The organism is Bacillus sp. FSL H7-0578 (genome assembly GCF_038630855.1).
Taxonomy (GTDB): domain Bacteria; phylum Bacillota; class Bacilli; order Bacillales; family Bacillaceae; genus Bacillus; species Bacillus safensis.
Window position 1 is genome coordinate 26,018 of sequence record NZ_CP152045.1, and the last position, 16,881, is coordinate 42,898.

Consider the following 16,881-nt stretch of genomic DNA (forward strand, 5'->3'; position numbering starts at 1 on the left):
CCTTCTAATTGATAGAGTGAATGGATTACGATGTCGTTCTTTTTTCAATATTAAATTGATCTGATAATAAGAGCCAATTTTGTGGGAAAGATAGACCTAATTTCCAATAAGCAATGCCGTTCAATTTTAGCTCTTTGATGAGATTGAATTTTGCTTGAATCGATCTAGCGTCTTCGAACCAGACCTCATGCTCTTTGTTGTTGGCATCTGTATAACGAAAATGGGGTGCTTGTGCTGTTTCGTCGTATAAGATAGAGACATTGTGCTCTCTAGCAAGTGCAATTGCTTGTTGAGGACTGACGGCTTTGGCGATGGGGCCGCCCTGGACGAAAGGAAGTGTCCAATCATAGCCGTATAAATTCTGCCCCATTACAATTTTATTGGCCGGTATGACAGTTAGTGCATATTCAATGACTTGGCGGACAGGTCCAATTGGAGAGACAGCTTGTGGAGGGCCGCCGCTGTACCCCCATTCATAGGTCATCAGCACAACATGATCGACGATCTTACCGATCGCTTCATAGTCATGGGCTTCATACCATTTGCCCTTTTGCTGACTACTTGTTTTTGGTGCAAGTGCAACAGATATTGTCCATCTTTCTTGATGGAAACGGGCTGTTGCTTCTCTTAAAAATTGAATATAAGCATCTTTATCAACAGGGCGTAAATATTCAAAATCAAAATGGATTTCTTTGAATTGATACTTTTTGGCAACACGAACAATTTCATCTAAAAATGCCGTTTTGACAGATTGGTTAGTTAAAAGAATACGCCCAAGTTCATCACTGAATTTTTCATTCTCTAGATTTGTCACCACCATGGTTAATACAGTTCTGTTCTGAGCGGCAATCTGGGGTAGTTGGTCTAACGGTGGTTCTCGCAGTGTCCCATCTCTTTGTGCTTGAAAACTAAAGATGTCTAAATGGGTTAAGTATGGGGAGGCCTCTCTAGCTGCCTGCTTTAAGTTTTCACTGACTTGATTTCCCCGTGGTTCAATATAAGCATTGGAATTAATGTTCCTTTTCGGTCTTTGTGGAATATAGAGCAAGAAACGAACAGGCAGTATTGCTTCAGGCCGAATTCTGTTCACGCGTGCCAATTCTTCCACTGAGATTTGAAACCGTCTACCAATTTGATATAGTGTGTCATTTTGTTTGACCTCATAAAATTGACCTCTAATTGGAATGACAATTGTTTGTCCAATGACGAGTTGATTTGGTGTTTCGATTTCGTTAGTACGGATGATTTCATTGACTGTCGTTTTAAAACGCATAGCAATGTCGTTTAAAGTATCTCCTCTTTTGACAACATAAATTTGAATAGTCAACGCCCCCTTTGTTATTGCTAACAATTTATGAGGGTTATGGCTAAATCATGTTTGATTTTCATTCGTGATTTCCTTAGCGGTAGTGATTTTGGCTAGAAGAACGTTCTCCATCATCGTTAAAGCGTAGTCGTTATCTCTGTCGTCGTTTGAAGCGATACAATCTTTAGGTACAATTAGATTGTATTCTCGCATGTATGCGTCATTTGCAGTGAACAAAACGCAAATGTTTCCGGCAATTCCAGTTAGAATAATGTCCTCAACACCTAATTCATTTAAGAGTGTCTCTAGTGCAGTACCGTAGAAGGCAGAATGCTTAGGTTTAATCAAGAAGTAATTATCTTTAGATGGTGTCATTTTCTCTAAAATAGGAGCGCTTCTTTCGTTTTTGCATGTTTCCAGAACAGCTTGGATATCAGCCTTCCAAAGTCCGTAGTGATCGTTGATATAAATGATTGGCCAATTTTCCTTGAAAGCATGTTGTTTAAGAGCTAAAATTTTATTGGTCATTTGCTCTGTTTTTTCTGCAAGCACATGTCCCATTTCAAAATCAAAATCATTAATTATGTCGATAATAAGCAGCGCCTTTTGGTGCTTTGACAAAATAAGACCCCCTTTAAAAGATTGTGATAATATGTTAACCTCAATTTCCTTTTAAAAAACATGAAAAGAGAGCCGTGCTATGACGAAAGATGAACAGTTTATGCAAGAAGCCATTTCTGAAGCCTTAAAAGCAGAACAAATAGGGGAAGTGCCGATTGGTGCGATCATTGTTGTTGATGATCAAATTGTGAGCCGGGCTCATAATTTAAGGGAAAGTGAGCAGCGTTCGATTGCACATGCAGAATTACTTGCTATTGATGAAGCATGTAAAGCGACAGGGAGCTGGCGTTTAGAAGATGCTGTGCTTTACGTTACGCTTGAGCCATGCCCAATGTGTGCGGGTGCTATTGTTCTCTCTAGAGTGAAAAAGGTCGTTTTTGGTGCATACGATCCAAAAGGTGGATGCGCAGGTACTTTAATGAATTTACTGGATGATGAACGGTTCAATCATCAGTCTGAGGTCATCGGTGGTGTACTTGAAAATCAGTGTGGTGAGCTGTTAAGTCAGTTCTTCCGAAATCTCCGTCAGCGAAAGAAACAAGCCAAAAGTAAATGAATGGATGCCGTTTGCAATTTGAGCTATAAGAAGGTATACTTATGTCTGCGTCACTAACAATTTAATATTCATTTTGCCGTGCTAAGCGGGGAGGTAGCGGTGCCCTGTACTCGCAATCCGCTCTAGCGAGGCCGAATCCCTTCTCGAGGTTCGTTTACTTCAAGGTCTGCCTTAAATAAGTGGTGTTGACGTCTGGGTCCTGCGCAATGGGAATTCATGAACCATGTCAGGTCCGGAAGGAAGCAGCATTAAGTGAAACCTCTCATGTGCCGCAGGGTTGCCTGGGCCGAGCTAACTGTTTAAGTAACGCTTGGGGTAGCGAATCGACAGAAGGTGCACGGTAAATCAATATTAAATGTAACTCATCTAGTTTAACTAGGTGAGTTTTTTGTTGCTGTTCAAAGAATAGCTGAATTGCTTTGGTTATACAAATAGATAAAAAGTCTTTTTGGTTCCATTTGTTTGTTTCACTAATCGCAATAAGAACTGGTGTTCTATTTGGGGTTTCGGGTCTTTTTACAAAGCTAGAAAATACGTTTTTAATGCATGGAAAGTAGAAAATCTATAGTTGAAATCATCTTTTTGGCATATTAGAAAATAAAGGTGTGCTTTTGAATTGATCGGTGCATCATGTATAATGAAAAAGATGATAAATGGAGGAGGGCGTATTTGTGAGTTATCAAGCTTTATATCGAGTGTTCAGACCTCAAGTTTTTGAGGATGTTGTTGGACAAGAACACATCACAAAAACGTTGCAAAATGCCCTTTTGCAGAAAAAGTTTTCTCATGCTTACTTATTTTCAGGTCCTAGAGGAACAGGTAAAACAAGTGCTGCCAAAATCTTTGCTAAGGCAGTGAACTGTGAAAAGTCACCTGTTAGTGAGCCGTGTAATGCATGTGATGCCTGTAAAGGGATTACAAACGGTTCAATTTCAGACGTGATTGAAATAGATGCTGCCTCGAATAACGGGGTAGATGAAATCCGTGATATACGTGATAAAGTGAAATTTGCTCCTTCGGCGGTTACGTATAAGGTTTATATTATAGATGAAGTACATATGCTCTCTATCGGTGCATTTAATGCCCTCCTTAAAACGCTGGAAGAACCGCCTGCTCATTGTATCTTTATTTTGGCTACCACAGAGCCCCATAAGATTCCTCTTACCATCATATCTCGTTGTCAGCGATTTGATTTCAAACGAATCACGACTAAAGATATTGTTGGAAGAATGGAGAAAATTGTAGATGCAGAAGGCCTTAACGTACAGGAGGGTTCGCTCGAGATTATTGCTAGTGCAGCTGATGGCGGTATGCGTGATGCACTAAGTCTCTTGGATCAAGCGATTTCATTTAGTGGTGAACAATTGACAATTGATGATGCGCTGCTCATTACAGGTGCTGTATCTCAGCATTTCATTAGTCAGCTTGCTGAAGCAATTTTTGATCAAAATATTGCGACAGCGTTAGATACATTAAATGAGTTGCTCCAGCAGGGGAAAGATGCTGCTAAATTAATAGAGGATATGATTTTTTACTTTAGAGATATGCTGCTTTATAAAACGGCACCAGATCTCGAGGGGGTCCTTGAAAAGGTAAAGGTCGACGAAAGTTTCGTGGCGCTGTCAGATCGTGTGACACCTCAATTTCTGTATGAAACCATTGAAGTCCTGAATAAAAGCCACCAAGAAATGAAATGGACAAATCATCCAAGGATTTTCTTTGAGGTAGCTGTTGTAAAGCTGTGTCAGTCAACAGCAGGATTGACACAAGGTCATGCTGACGCTGATTTAACGGCGCTAACAGATAAAATAAACAGGCTGGAACAGGAACTATCAAGGCTAAGAGCCGAAGGTGTACCAATGTCTCCATCTCATAGTCCTCAAGAAAAAAAGGAAGCGCCTCGACCACAAACAAGTAACAAAAATGGCTATCGTGCTCCTGTCGGCCGAATTCATGAGATTCTAAAAGAAGCGAAACGGCCTGAGTTAGAAAAAATTAAAGGCAAATGGGGAGAGCTCCTTGCCCAGTTGAAACAGCAGAATAAGGTGTCTCACGCTGCGTTATTAACGGACAGTGAGCCAGTTGCGGCTGCTTCGCATGCCTTTGTTTTAAAATTCAAATTTGAAATACATTGTAAAATGGTTGCTGAAGATAAAAGTGGTGTTCGGACCAATCTTGAACAACTGCTAGAGTCTATGTTAGGAAAAAGAGTGGAATTAGTTGGCGTTCCTGACGCTCAATGGGGTAAAATAAGAGAAGAATTTTTAAGAGATCATCAGCCGGATGAACAAGCAGATGGTCAGGAAACTTCTTCTGAAGAGGATCCATTGATTGCGGAAGCAAAGAAATTAGTAGGAACCGATTTAATTGAAATTAAAGATTAATAAAAATGAAAGAGAGTGGTGTTCATATGCGCGGTGGAATGGGAAATATGCAAAAAATGATGAAACAAATGCAAAAAATGCAAAAGGATATGGCGAAGGCTCAAGAAGAGCTTGCAGAAAAAGTCCTTGAAGGTACAGCTGGTGGCGGTATGGTCACTGTAAAAGTAAATGGACAAAAAGAAGTCGTTGATGTAGCAATTAATGAAGAAGTTGTTGATCCAGAAGATATCGATATGCTTCAAGATCTTGTACTTGCTGCGACAAACGATGCATTGAAAAAAGTCGATGAGCTAACGAATGAAACGATGGGTCAATTCACAAAAGGAATGAACATGCCAGGTTTATTCTAGGAGGAATAACTGAAGATGCAATATCCTGAACCAATATCAAAGCTGATTGACAGCTTTATGAAATTGCCAGGAATCGGACCGAAAACTGCGGTCCGTCTGGCTTTTTTTGTTCTTAGTATGCAAGAAGATGTCGTACTAGATTTTGCGAAGGCGCTTGTAAATGCAAAGCGTAATTTAACTTATTGTTCGGTATGCGGTCATATCACAGACCAAGATCCTTGCTATATTTGTGAAGATACAAGAAGAGATCAATCTGTTATCTGTGTAGTGCAGGATCCAAAAGATGTAATCGCAATGGAAAAAATGAAAGAATACAACGGCTTATATCATGTGCTTCATGGTGCCATTTCGCCAATGGACGGAATTGGCCCAGAGGATATTAAAATTCCTGACCTATTAAAAAGATTGCAAGACGATCAAGTGACAGAGGTGATCCTTGCAACCAATCCAAACATTGAAGGAGAAGCAACAGCCATGTATATCTCCAGATTGTTAAAACCATCAGGAATTAAACTCTCTCGCATTGCTCACGGACTTCCAGTAGGCGGGGATTTAGAGTATGCGGATGAAGTTACACTGTCTAAGGCTCTAGAAGGCAGACGTGAGATGTAGGAAGGAGAAGTACGGTACATGGGTTTTCTTCGCAGAAAATCAATTCGAAAAGAATTCGATGAGAAATTAATTCAACAGCTTTTTAAGCAAAAGGAAGAATGGAACAGACAAAAAAAGCTTGTCGCAAATAGCGTTGAGCCTTCACCGGACATTCTATTCGAATTAAAGCTTGCTCAAGCGAAGTACTTTTTCTATCTGAGAGAAGCGAAAAAGAGGAATTTACGTTTAAACAACTGGAAATAGCAGGTCTATTATACATAGTCCTCTCATATGCTTGTACTATTCATATGAAGAGGAGATGAGAGGATTATGGAACCTGTTATTGTGATCGGGTCAATTTTGCTAGCTGTGCTATTGTTGTTTATGTCAGGTGTGCAGGCGAATCCATTCAAATGGTTAGGGCTTATCGGAGTGAAGTTTGTAGCAGGCGCTCTTTTTTTATTTTGCCTCAACCTATTTGGCGAGAGTCTAGGATTACATGTCTCTATTAACCCTGTAACGAGTGGAATTAGTGGTTTATTGGGTATTCCGGGCGTAGCAGCTTTAATCGTCATTGAAAAGTTTATTATTTAATGAAAAATATTGTTGACTTTGATTGGATAGGGTGGTAAATTAATATACGTCGCTGATGACGAAGAAACGAAAAAACATAATAACAAAAAAGTTGTTGACACTAACAACTTGGATGTGATAAGATGTTCTAGTCGCTTCTGAAGCGGTAAACAAGTTCTTTGAAAACTAAACAAGACAAAACGTACCTGTTAATTCGAGTTTTTATAAAAAAATCCTATGAAACTTCATAGGTAGTCAGTCAAACTGGCGAAAAGCAAAACTTCGGTTTTGTATTTTTTCGGAGAGTTTGATCCTGGCTCAGGACGAACGCTGGCGGCGTGCCTAATACATGCAAGTCGAGCGGACAGAAGGGAGCTTGCTCCCGGATGTTAGCGGCGGACGGGTGAGTAACACGTGGGTAACCTGCCTGTAAGACTGGGATAACTCCGGGAAACCGGAGCTAATACCGGATAGTTCCTTGAACCGCATGGTTCAAGGATGAAAGACGGTTTCGGCTGTCACTTACAGATGGACCCGCGGCGCATTAGCTAGTTGGTGGGGTAATGGCTCACCAAGGCGACGATGCGTAGCCGACCTGAGAGGGTGATCGGCCACACTGGGACTGAGACACGGCCCAGACTCCTACGGGAGGCAGCAGTAGGGAATCTTCCGCAATGGACGAAAGTCTGACGGAGCAACGCCGCGTGAGTGATGAAGGTTTTCGGATCGTAAAGCTCTGTTGTTAGGGAAGAACAAGTGCGAGAGTAACTGCTCGCACCTTGACGGTACCTAACCAGAAAGCCACGGCTAACTACGTGCCAGCAGCCGCGGTAATACGTAGGTGGCAAGCGTTGTCCGGAATTATTGGGCGTAAAGGGCTCGCAGGCGGTTTCTTAAGTCTGATGTGAAAGCCCCCGGCTCAACCGGGGAGGGTCATTGGAAACTGGGAAACTTGAGTGCAGAAGAGGAGAGTGGAATTCCACGTGTAGCGGTGAAATGCGTAGAGATGTGGAGGAACACCAGTGGCGAAGGCGACTCTCTGGTCTGTAACTGACGCTGAGGAGCGAAAGCGTGGGGAGCGAACAGGATTAGATACCCTGGTAGTCCACGCCGTAAACGATGAGTGCTAAGTGTTAGGGGGTTTCCGCCCCTTAGTGCTGCAGCTAACGCATTAAGCACTCCGCCTGGGGAGTACGGTCGCAAGACTGAAACTCAAAGGAATTGACGGGGGCCCGCACAAGCGGTGGAGCATGTGGTTTAATTCGAAGCAACGCGAAGAACCTTACCAGGTCTTGACATCCTCTGACAACCCTAGAGATAGGGCTTTCCCTTCGGGGACAGAGTGACAGGTGGTGCATGGTTGTCGTCAGCTCGTGTCGTGAGATGTTGGGTTAAGTCCCGCAACGAGCGCAACCCTTGATCTTAGTTGCCAGCATTCAGTTGGGCACTCTAAGGTGACTGCCGGTGACAAACCGGAGGAAGGTGGGGATGACGTCAAATCATCATGCCCCTTATGACCTGGGCTACACACGTGCTACAATGGACAGAACAAAGGGCTGCAAGACCGCAAGGTTTAGCCAATCCCATAAATCTGTTCTCAGTTCGGATCGCAGTCTGCAACTCGACTGCGTGAAGCTGGAATCGCTAGTAATCGCGGATCAGCATGCCGCGGTGAATACGTTCCCGGGCCTTGTACACACCGCCCGTCACACCACGAGAGTTTGCAACACCCGAAGTCGGTGAGGTAACCTTTATGGAGCCAGCCGCCGAAGGTGGGGCAGATGATTGGGGTGAAGTCGTAACAAGGTAGCCGTATCGGAAGGTGCGGCTGGATCACCTCCTTTCTAAGGATATATGGAGCAGCGTACGTTTTCGTCTTGTTTAGTTTTGAAGGAACTTGCAAAAGATCCTACAACATCATATCTTCGATATGAAAGATGGGCCTGTAGCTCAGCTGGTTAGAGCGCACGCCTGATAAGCGTGAGGTCGGTGGTTCGAGTCCACTCAGGCCCACCATCTTCTATTAAATCGGGGCCTTAGCTCAGCTGGGAGAGCGCCTGCCTTGCACGCAGGAGGTCAGCGGTTCGATCCCGCTAGGCTCCACCAACGTGTTCTTTGAAAACTAGATAACAATAAGTAATACATTCACATTGAATGCAATGCAAAGTTCATCACACATAGTGATTCTTTCTAAAGTAAGAAATGGTTAAGTTAGAAAGGGCGCACGGTGGATGCCTTGGCACTAGGAGCCGATGAAGGACGGGACGAACACCGATATGCTTCGGGGAGCTGTAAGCAAGCTTTGATCCGGAGATTTCCGAATGGGGAAACCCACTGCTCGTAATGGAGTAGTATCCATACTTGAATACATAGAGTATGAGAAGGCATACCCGGGGAACTGAAACATCTAAGTACCCGGAGGAAGAGAAAGCAAATGCGATTCCCTGAGTAGCGGCGAGCGAAACGGGAACAGCCCAAACCAAGAGGCTTGCCTCTTGGGGTTGTAGGACACTCTATACGGAGTTACAAAGGAATGATATAAGCGAAGAGGTCTGGAAAGGCCCGCCAAAGAAGGTAACAGCCCTGTAACTGAAATGTCGTTCTCTCCAGAGTGGATCCTGAGTACGGCGGAACACGTGAAATTCCGTCGGAATCCGGGAGGACCATCTCCCAAGGCTAAATACTCCCTAGTGACCGATAGTGAACCAGTACCGTGAGGGAAAGGTGAAAAGCACCCCGGAAGGGGAGTGAAATAGATCCTGAAACCGTGTGCCTACAAGTAGTCAGAGCCCGTTAACGGGTGATGGCGTGCCTTTTGTAGAATGAACCGGCGAGTTACGATCCCGTGCAAGGTTAAGCAGAAGATGCGGAGCCGCAGCGAAAGCGAGTCTGAATAGGGCGCATGAGTACGTGGTCGTAGACCCGAAACCAGGTGATCTACCCATGTCCAGGGTGAAGTTCAGGTAACACTGAATGGAGGCCCGAACCCACGCACGTTGAAAAGTGCGGGGATGAGGTGTGGGTAGGGGTGAAATGCCAATCGAACCTGGAGATAGCTGGTTCTCTCCGAAATAGCTTTAGGGCTAGCCTCAAGGTAAGAGTCTCGGAGGTAGAGCACTGATTGGACTAGGGGCCCCTACCGGGTTACCGAATTCAGTCAAACTCCGAATGCCGATGACTTATCCTTGGGAGTCAGACTGCGAGTGATAAGATCCGTAGTCGAAAGGGAAACAGCCCAGACCGCCAGCTAAGGTCCCAAAGTATACGTTAAGTGGAAAAGGATGTGGAGTTGCTTAGACAACCAGGATGTTGGCTTAGAAGCAGCCACCATTTAAAGAGTGCGTAATAGCTCACTGGTCGAGTGACTCTGCGCCGAAAATGTACCGGGGCTAAACGTATCACCGAAGCTGCGGACTGTTCTTACGAACAGTGGTAGGAGAGCGTTCTAAGGGCTGTGAAGCCAGACCGGAAGGACTGGTGGAGCGCTTAGAAGTGAGAATGCCGGTATGAGTAGCGAAAGACGGGTGAGAATCCCGTCCACCGAATGCCTAAGGTTTCCTGAGGAAGGCTCGTCCGCTCAGGGTTAGTCGGGACCTAAGCCGAGGCCGAAAGGCGTAGGCGATGGACAACAGGTTGATATTCCTGTACCACCTCCTCACCATTTGAGCAATGGGGGGACGCAGGAGGATAGGGTAAGCGCGGTATTGGATATCCGCGTCCAAGCAGTTAGGCTGGGAAATAGGCAAATCCGTTTCCCGTAAAGGCTGAGCTGTGATGGCGAGCGAAATTTAGTAGCGAAGTTCCTGATTCCACACTGCCAAGAAAAGCCTCTAGCGAGGTGAGAGGTGCCCGTACCGCAAACCGACACAGGTAGGCGAGGAGAGAATCCTAAGGTGATCGAGAGAACTCTCGTTAAGGAACTCGGCAAAATGACCCCGTAACTTCGGGAGAAGGGGTGCTTCTTAGGGTGTTAAAGCCCCGAGAAGCCGCAGTGAATAGGCCCAGGCGACTGTTTAGCAAAAACACAGGTCTCTGCGAAGCCGTAAGGCGAAGTATAGGGGCTGACGCCTGCCCGGTGCTGGAAGGTTAAGAGGAGCGCTTAGCGTAAGCGAAGGTGCGAATTGAAGCCCCAGTAAACGGCGGCCGTAACTATAACGGTCCTAAGGTAGCGAAATTCCTTGTCGGGTAAGTTCCGACCCGCACGAAAGGCGCAACGATCTGGGCACTGTCTCAACGAGAGACTCGGTGAAATTATAGTACCTGTGAAGATGCAGGTTACCCGCGACAGGACGGAAAGACCCCGTGGAGCTTTACTGCAGCCTGATATTGAATGTTGGTACAGCTTGTACAGGATAGGTAGGAGCCTTGGAAACCGGAGCGCTAGCTTCGGTGGAGGCATCGGTGGGATACTACCCTGGCTGTATTGACCTTCTAACCCGCTGCCCTTATCGGGCAGGGAGACAGTGTCAGGTGGGCAGTTTGACTGGGGCGGTCGCCTCCTAAAATGTAACGGAGGCGCCCAAAGGTTCCCTCAGAATGGTTGGAAATCATTCGCAGAGTGTAAAGGCACAAGGGAGCTTGACTGCGAGACCTACAAGTCGAGCAGGGACGAAAGTCGGGCTTAGTGATCCGGTGGTTCCGCATGGAAGGGCCATCGCTCAACGGATAAAAGCTACCCCGGGGATAACAGGCTTATCTCCCCCAAGAGTCCACATCGACGGGGAGGTTTGGCACCTCGATGTCGGCTCATCGCATCCTGGGGCTGTAGTCGGTCCCAAGGGTTGGGCTGTTCGCCCATTAAAGCGGTACGCGAGCTGGGTTCAGAACGTCGTGAGACAGTTCGGTCCCTATCCGTCGCGGGCGCAGGAAATTTGAGAGGAGCTGTCCTTAGTACGAGAGGACCGGGATGGACGCACCGCTGGTGTACCAGTTGTTCTGCCAAGGGCATCGCTGGGTAGCTATGTGCGGACGGGATAAGTGCTGAAAGCATCTAAGCATGAAGCCCCCCTCAAGATGAGATTTCCCATTCCGCAAGGAAGTAAGATCCCTGAAAGATGATCAGGTTGATAGGTCTGAGGTGGAAGCGTGGTGACACGTGGAGCTGACAGATACTAATAGATCGAGGACTTAACCTATATTCTAATGTGAAGCATGAACATTGTTATCTAGTTTTGAGAGAACATTCTCTCCATCAGGTTTGGTGGCGATAGCGAAGAGGTCACACCCGTTCCCATACCGAACACGGAAGTTAAGCTCTTCAGCGCCGATGGTAGTTGGGGGTTTCCCCCTGTGAGAGTAGGACGCCGCCAAGCTTCTATTAGGATCAGTTCCAGTCGGAACTGGTCTTTTTTGTTTTTTAAGAAAAGGAACAAACACTCGATCTGACATGGATACATATACTAAACTACCATCTAAAACATTCTTAATTTTGTATACAATTGAAAGCGCTAGGGCATACTGAAGCTATAAGTGGAGGTGTCACAATGAGCAAAAAAAAGCGAGAAGCGATTTGTTTGATTTGTGAAGAGAAAAAAACAAAGGGAATTTATTTATATCATCAGTTTTTGTGCCGAGAATGTGAGAGAAAGTTAATTTCTACATCGACCTCGGATCCTAGCTATGCCGATTATGTTAGAAAGCTAAAAAATCTTCATACACCGCCTTTGTATTCATAGACCATGAGATGGTCTTTTTTTATGATCTATGGAGGATTGGGCCTGTTTTTTGGAACTTAGTTTGGACATCATCCGTAATTAATAATAAGATAAACAGAGAGCCTGATTATTCATAGGAGTCGATGAACATGAAATCAATCTTTTATACATTTATATGGGCCATCCTCTCTACTTTTTTTTCGCTTGTGATTTTAACCGTCAGTATTGGGGTTTTCCATCATCATGTTGGACTATCGATACTGTATGCGATGATGGGGTGGGGCGTAATGTTTGCAGGGAGCAGATGGGTTGCTTTCCAGTTGTTTTTAAAGAAACACGGACTGTCTCGTAGTGATTATGTATATATCAAACAGCATTTAAAAGAAGCAGGACAAAAGCTCGTACGTTTAAAGAAGGCTTTATTTACTGTGAAGAACGTACAGACGATCAAACATAATTATGAAATTCTCCGACTTGCACGACGAATCTATACGATTACAAAAAAAGAGCCGACCCGATTTTATGATGCACAGCGTTTTTATTTCGAAAGCTTGGATTCTGTCGTTGAACTAACTGAAAAATATGCATTATTGTATAACCAGCCTGATCGCAGTCATGAGCTGGAAATGACACTGAGCCAAACTCGGGTGACGCTGACAGAACTGCAAAAGCAATTGACGAATGATTTGCAGCAAGTATTAGGAAGAGACATAGAAGCCCTTCATATTGAGCTTGAAGTGGCAGATAAAATGATAAAGAAATAATGAAAGGAGTCAAACGTAATGAAACCAGAAGATCACATCCCAACATCATCTGCTGCCACTACAGATCTTCAGTTTCAAGTGTTTGATACCTTATCTGATGAGGAGAAACAAGAAGCCTTGCAGCGTGCTGAGCAAATCCCTGACAATCCGCAAAAGCTGCTTTTCTATGGTACACGTGTTCAGGAACGATTATTGGAACAATCACAACAAATGATGAAATATGTTGAGAAAAAAGATATCGATCAAATAGGAGACGTGCTTGAGGCCTTTTTGCACCAGCTGCATGTAGTAGAACCGGAGGACTTACTGCCAAAGAAGCAGGGCTTTTTTTCGAAGTTATTTCGGCGGGAGAAGCGTTCTACTCAGGAAATCATATCGCGTTTTCAACATGCAAAATCACAGATCGAGAGATTATCAGCAAGGCTTCGTTACGCAAAAGGCGGATTAATTTCCGATCACATGTTATTAGAGCGTTTATTTGAAGAAAATCAAACCTTTTTCCAAGAGATGACGCTGCAGGTTGCAGCAGTTGAAGCGAAAATAACAACTTTAGAGAAGCAGATCATATCAGAAACGGAGCAGACTGGTAATCGGACTATAGAGGAGCAATTGATGAGTCAGGAAGTCAATGCAGAAGAATATATGGAGAGGTTGAAAGAACGGAAATATGATTTGCTGCTAAGCCGGCAAATTGCGTTGCAATGTAATGCCCAAATTCGAATGATCCAGCATACGAATCATACATTGGCCAATCACATTCAATCAACTGTTTCTGCATCTATTCCTCTATGGATCAACCAAATGTCGATTGCGTTAACGTATATTCAGCAGCGTGCCAATTCAGCTCTTGAGAATCGAATCAAAAAAACATATGAACAGGTATCAAAGCAGCAGGGGGAGCTTCTTGAAGAGGCAGCTTTTGCACCTATAGATACGTTGAAAAAGGTTCAACGCCAATTAGCTGAAACCTTACAGGAAACGTTACAGGTGAAAGAGCATGGAAGCCAAGAGCGAGCCCAATTGAAAAACAGCATGTATGAGGCAGAACAGCAGCTGGCGAATCACCAGCCAATTAAGGAATGAGAATCCACCTTTCGGTTCCCTTGTATGAACGTTATAATAGACATAAGATATCGTTAAAGTGAAAAGGGTCGATTTGTTTGAAAACACCTTTATATACAGCATTAGCACAACATGCGGAAAAGAAACCTTATTCTTTCCACGTTCCAGGACATCACAATGGAGATGTCTTTTTTGATGAGGCACGGACTTATTATGACTCAATTCTTCAGCTGGATGTAACAGAGCTTGAAGGGTTAGATGATCTCCATCATCCAACTGGTGTGATTCAAGAGGCTGAACATTTATTGGCAAAGCTATATGGATCAGATCAAAGCTTTTTCCTTGTGAATGGGACAACTGTCGGAAATTTAGCGATGGTGATGGCAGCCTGTCGTGCGGGAGATGAGATTTTCGTCCAGCGAAATTGTCATAAGTCTGTTTACCATGCGATTGAGCTTGCAGGAGCCACGCCTATTATGGTAGAAGCTGAGGTAGATCCACACCTGTATGTTCCAACACATGTGACGGATGAAACAGTCAAAAAAGCCATAGCCAAACATCCTAATTGCCGGGCGATCGTTTTGACTTATCCGAACTACTACGGACATGCGGCTGATTTATCAAAGCTGATTGACATGTGCCACGAAGCAGGCATGATCGTTTTGGTTGATGAGGCACATGGTGCACATTTTGTATTAGGCGGCGCTTTTCCCCCATCTGCTCTTTCCTATGGAGCTGACGTGGTGGTACAATCAGCACATAAAACCCTTCCGGCCATGACGATGGGATCCTACCTTCATCTACAGGGGGAGCGAATGGATGCAAAACGTTTGAAAACATTCCTCACGATGCTTCAAAGCAGTTCTCCATCCTATCCAATTATGGCCTCATTAGATGTGGCAAGGGCCTATGTCGAGGAGATCAAGAAAAAAGGGATCTTGGATGGAATCATGAAAGAGCTGGCAGAGCTGAAAAATGAGTTCAATCGTATACCGCAGCTTGAAGTGATCGAGTCTGAATTGCTTTCTAACGATCCATTAAAATGTGTGATTCGATCAACAAAAGGGCTGACTGGTTATGAACTAAAACGAGTACTTGAATCAGTGGAGGTTCACCCAGAGCTTGCCGACGAACATCAGGTTTTACTTATCTTTGGTTTAGAACAGAAGAAGGATATTCCTTTTAAACAGATAGAGCAGGCCCTTAATCAAAGCGATTCATTGCTCAAGCTCAAAGGAAAAGATCATTTCCAAAGAGAGGCGCCGGCTAATGACAACGATGAGCATAGACAGGATATAGAAGCCGTCCCATTTGAACATGCAGCAGGACGGGTTAGTGCAGAATCGGTTATTCCATATCCACCGGGTATTCCCTTGATCGTTAAAGGAGAGCGTATTGAAATCGATCAGATTGCGGCTTTAAGCCGTTTGCTTGGACATCAGGTTCATGTTCAAGCCAGTCAGGTGATTCATCAGAGAAAATTATATGTTTATATAGAAGAGGAGACACTATGAGCGGTATGTTTATTACGTTTGAAGGGCCAGAGGGTGCTGGAAAAACGACAGTGATTCGAAAAGTGTATGAAGAAATGGAACGCCAAGGATATGCAGTGATGGCGACACGTGAGCCTGGCGGCATTGACATTGCAGAGCAGATTCGTGAAGTCATTTTAAATGAAAAAAACACAAAAATGGATGCGAAAACAGAAGCTTTGCTGTATGCAGCCGCAAGAAGGCAGCATTTGGCTGAGAAGGTAGAACCGGCATTACAGCGCGGGCAGACGGTTTTATGTGATCGTTTTGTTGATAGCTCCCTTGCTTATCAAGGCTATGCGAGAGGGCTTGGGATTGAAGAAGTAAAGTCAATTAACGACTTTGCTATCAATGGCACGATGCCGCAAATGACCATTTATTTTTCTATTACACCTGAGGAAGGGCTAAAGCGAATTGATGCCAACCAGGGAAGAGAAAAGAATCGATTAGACATGGAGACGCTGAATTTCCACCAGCTGGTCAGAGAAGGCTATGAACTGCTTATTGCACAATCGCCAGAACGATTCCGTGTAGTGGATGCGTCTCAGCCGATGCAGGCTGTCTATAAAGAAGTCCTTCAATTGATTCAGGACACATTAAAGCAAAATCAAATATGACCTAATTCCCAATCGTTGTTATAATATAGAGGAAGACATCGGCATGTCATCTGTGCCTAAAATAAAGGAGGCCAATCAAATGAAATTAATTGTTGCCGTTGTACAGGACCAAGATAGCAGCAAGTTGTTGAAAATATTGACTGAACATCATTTCGGCGTGACAAAATTAGCTTCAACTGGTGGGTTTTTAAAGTCTGGGAATACGACTTTTATTATTGGTTGTGATGATGTCCGAGTGGATAAAGCATTACAGCTTATAAAAGAAAATTGCCGTAAACGTGATCAAATGATCGCGCCTGTCTCCCCAATGGGCGGAAATGCAGATTCATACGTACCATACCCTGTTGAGGTTGAAGTTGGCGGAGCTACTGTTTTTATTCTGCCAGTTGAACAATTTCATCAATTTTAAGGATGGGTTGCTGTGAAAATTAATCAAGATATGCGGCTGCGTTTAGAAAAGCGTGAACTTCAAGCGATGAAAGGAAGCCAGACATCTGCCTCCTTTAAAGCTTCGATGGAGACGCAAAGCGGCAAACTGCGCTTAGAACAGCTGACGGTCATGCTGAGTGATATCGAAGTGTTCGGAAAAAAGCTCGCAAAGTCACGAAACCTAAAGGATTTGGCTAGGTTTAAAGGACTGGTGAAGCGCTTTGTGAAAGAGACAGTCGATAATGGATTAAATATAGAAACTTCAAGGAGCTTTGACATTTATGGAAATACACGTACACTTGCTTTAGTCAAAGCCTTAGATGAAAAGCTGATTGAATTAACCGAGGAAATGATGGATCAAGAAAAACCATCTATTGATTTGCTTGAACGTATTGGAGAAATAAAAGGTTTATTGATTAACCTTTACACATAGAGAGTGATA

15 protein-coding genes, 2 tRNA genes, 3 rRNA genes and 1 other RNA gene are annotated in these 16,881 nt (G+C 44.2%); 19 read left to right on the forward strand and 2 right to left on the reverse strand.

What is annotated here, in order from left to right; genetic code table 11:
* Positions 1-25 precede the first annotated feature (25 nt).
* Both MHB41_RS00120 and MHB41_RS00125 read right to left on the reverse strand, forming a co-directional pair.
* The gene (locus tag MHB41_RS00120) at positions 26-1,327 is read right to left on the reverse strand and encodes a glycoside hydrolase family 18 protein (RefSeq protein ID WP_046314483.1); all 1,302 of its coding nucleotides are present in this window, start codon (positions 1,325-1,327) and stop codon (positions 26-28) included.
* Positions 1,328-1,372: 45 nt separating this feature from the next.
* The gene (locus MHB41_RS00125; RefSeq protein WP_342502603.1) at positions 1,373-1,927 is read right to left on the reverse strand and encodes an isochorismatase family cysteine hydrolase; all 555 of its coding nucleotides are present in this window, start codon (positions 1,925-1,927) and stop codon (positions 1,373-1,375) included.
* 79 nt (positions 1,928-2,006) lie between these two features.
* On the opposite strand from MHB41_RS00125, the gene tadA reads away from it, so the two are divergent.
* From tadA to MHB41_RS00220, 19 genes are all read left to right on the forward strand, one after another.
* Positions 2,007-2,483, forward strand: coding sequence for a tRNA adenosine(34) deaminase TadA (gene tadA / locus MHB41_RS00130; protein ID WP_041106248.1), 477 nt, complete (start codon positions 2,007-2,009; stop codon positions 2,481-2,483).
* Positions 2,484-2,559: 76 nt separating this feature from the next.
* Positions 2,560-2,824: signal recognition particle sRNA large type (ffs, locus tag MHB41_RS00135), an RNA gene on the forward strand.
* Positions 2,825-3,154: 330 nt separating this feature from the next.
* On the forward strand, positions 3,155-4,867 hold the full coding sequence (dnaX, locus tag MHB41_RS00140) for a DNA polymerase III subunit gamma/tau (protein ID WP_046314485.1): 1,713 nt from the start codon (positions 3,155-3,157) through the stop codon (positions 4,865-4,867).
* A 26-nt stretch (positions 4,868-4,893) separates the two neighbouring features.
* Positions 4,894-5,217: a YbaB/EbfC family nucleoid-associated protein gene (locus MHB41_RS00145; RefSeq protein WP_008342011.1), complete on the forward strand. Its 324-nt coding sequence runs from the start codon at positions 4,894-4,896 to the stop codon at positions 5,215-5,217.
* Between the two features lie 15 nt (positions 5,218-5,232).
* Positions 5,233-5,829, forward strand: a complete 597-nt coding sequence (gene recR / locus MHB41_RS00150; RefSeq protein WP_003218094.1) for a recombination protein RecR — start codon at positions 5,233-5,235, stop codon at positions 5,827-5,829.
* A gap of 18 nt (positions 5,830-5,847) precedes the next feature.
* The gene (locus tag MHB41_RS00155) at positions 5,848-6,072 is read left to right on the forward strand and encodes a YaaL family protein (protein ID WP_024425764.1); all 225 of its coding nucleotides are present in this window, start codon (positions 5,848-5,850) and stop codon (positions 6,070-6,072) included.
* A gap of 66 nt (positions 6,073-6,138) precedes the next feature.
* The gene (locus tag MHB41_RS00160; RefSeq protein WP_034284261.1) at positions 6,139-6,402 is read left to right on the forward strand and encodes a pro-sigmaK processing inhibitor BofA family protein; all 264 of its coding nucleotides are present in this window, start codon (positions 6,139-6,141) and stop codon (positions 6,400-6,402) included.
* 274 nt (positions 6,403-6,676) lie between these two features.
* Positions 6,677-8,225: ribosomal RNA gene (locus MHB41_RS00165) — 16S ribosomal RNA — on the forward strand.
* Between the two features lie 95 nt (positions 8,226-8,320).
* Positions 8,321-8,397, forward strand: a tRNA-Ile gene (locus MHB41_RS00170).
* Positions 8,398-8,411: 14 nt separating this feature from the next.
* Positions 8,412-8,487 (forward strand) — tRNA-Ala (locus MHB41_RS00175).
* Between the two features lie 98 nt (positions 8,488-8,585).
* A 23S ribosomal RNA gene (locus MHB41_RS00180) occupies positions 8,586-11,516 on the forward strand.
* 61 nt (positions 11,517-11,577) lie between these two features.
* A 5S ribosomal RNA gene (gene rrf, locus MHB41_RS00185) occupies positions 11,578-11,693 on the forward strand.
* Together the 16S, 23S and 5S rRNA genes with 2 tRNA genes alongside form the textbook arrangement of a ribosomal RNA operon.
* Positions 11,694-11,864: 171 nt before the next feature.
* The gene (locus tag MHB41_RS00190; protein WP_340899563.1) at positions 11,865-12,056 is read left to right on the forward strand and encodes a sigma factor G inhibitor Gin; all 192 of its coding nucleotides are present in this window, start codon (positions 11,865-11,867) and stop codon (positions 12,054-12,056) included.
* A gap of 128 nt (positions 12,057-12,184) precedes the next feature.
* Entirely contained in the window at positions 12,185-12,799 is a 615-nt protein-coding gene (locus MHB41_RS00195) for a 5-bromo-4-chloroindolyl phosphate hydrolysis family protein (RefSeq protein ID WP_340899561.1), read from the forward strand.
* 18 nt (positions 12,800-12,817) lie between these two features.
* A complete protein-coding gene (locus tag MHB41_RS00200; RefSeq protein ID WP_340899560.1) occupies positions 12,818-13,882 on the forward strand; it encodes a toxic anion resistance protein in 1,065 nt (354 codons plus the stop codon).
* A gap of 77 nt (positions 13,883-13,959) precedes the next feature.
* The gene (locus MHB41_RS00205; protein WP_070326874.1) at positions 13,960-15,375 is read left to right on the forward strand and encodes an aminotransferase class I/II-fold pyridoxal phosphate-dependent enzyme; all 1,416 of its coding nucleotides are present in this window, start codon (positions 13,960-13,962) and stop codon (positions 15,373-15,375) included.
* Positions 15,372-16,010, forward strand: coding sequence for a dTMP kinase (tmk, locus tag MHB41_RS00210; RefSeq protein WP_034284135.1), 639 nt, complete (start codon positions 15,372-15,374; stop codon positions 16,008-16,010). Before MHB41_RS00205 ends, tmk begins: the two co-directional genes overlap by 4 nt.
* A gap of 79 nt (positions 16,011-16,089) precedes the next feature.
* A complete protein-coding gene (locus MHB41_RS00215; protein WP_024425625.1) occupies positions 16,090-16,419 on the forward strand; it encodes a cyclic-di-AMP receptor in 330 nt (109 codons plus the stop codon).
* A gap of 12 nt (positions 16,420-16,431) precedes the next feature.
* A complete protein-coding gene (locus MHB41_RS00220; protein ID WP_024425626.1) occupies positions 16,432-16,872 on the forward strand; it encodes a YaaR family protein in 441 nt (146 codons plus the stop codon).
* The last annotated feature ends 9 nt before the right edge of the window (positions 16,873-16,881 follow it).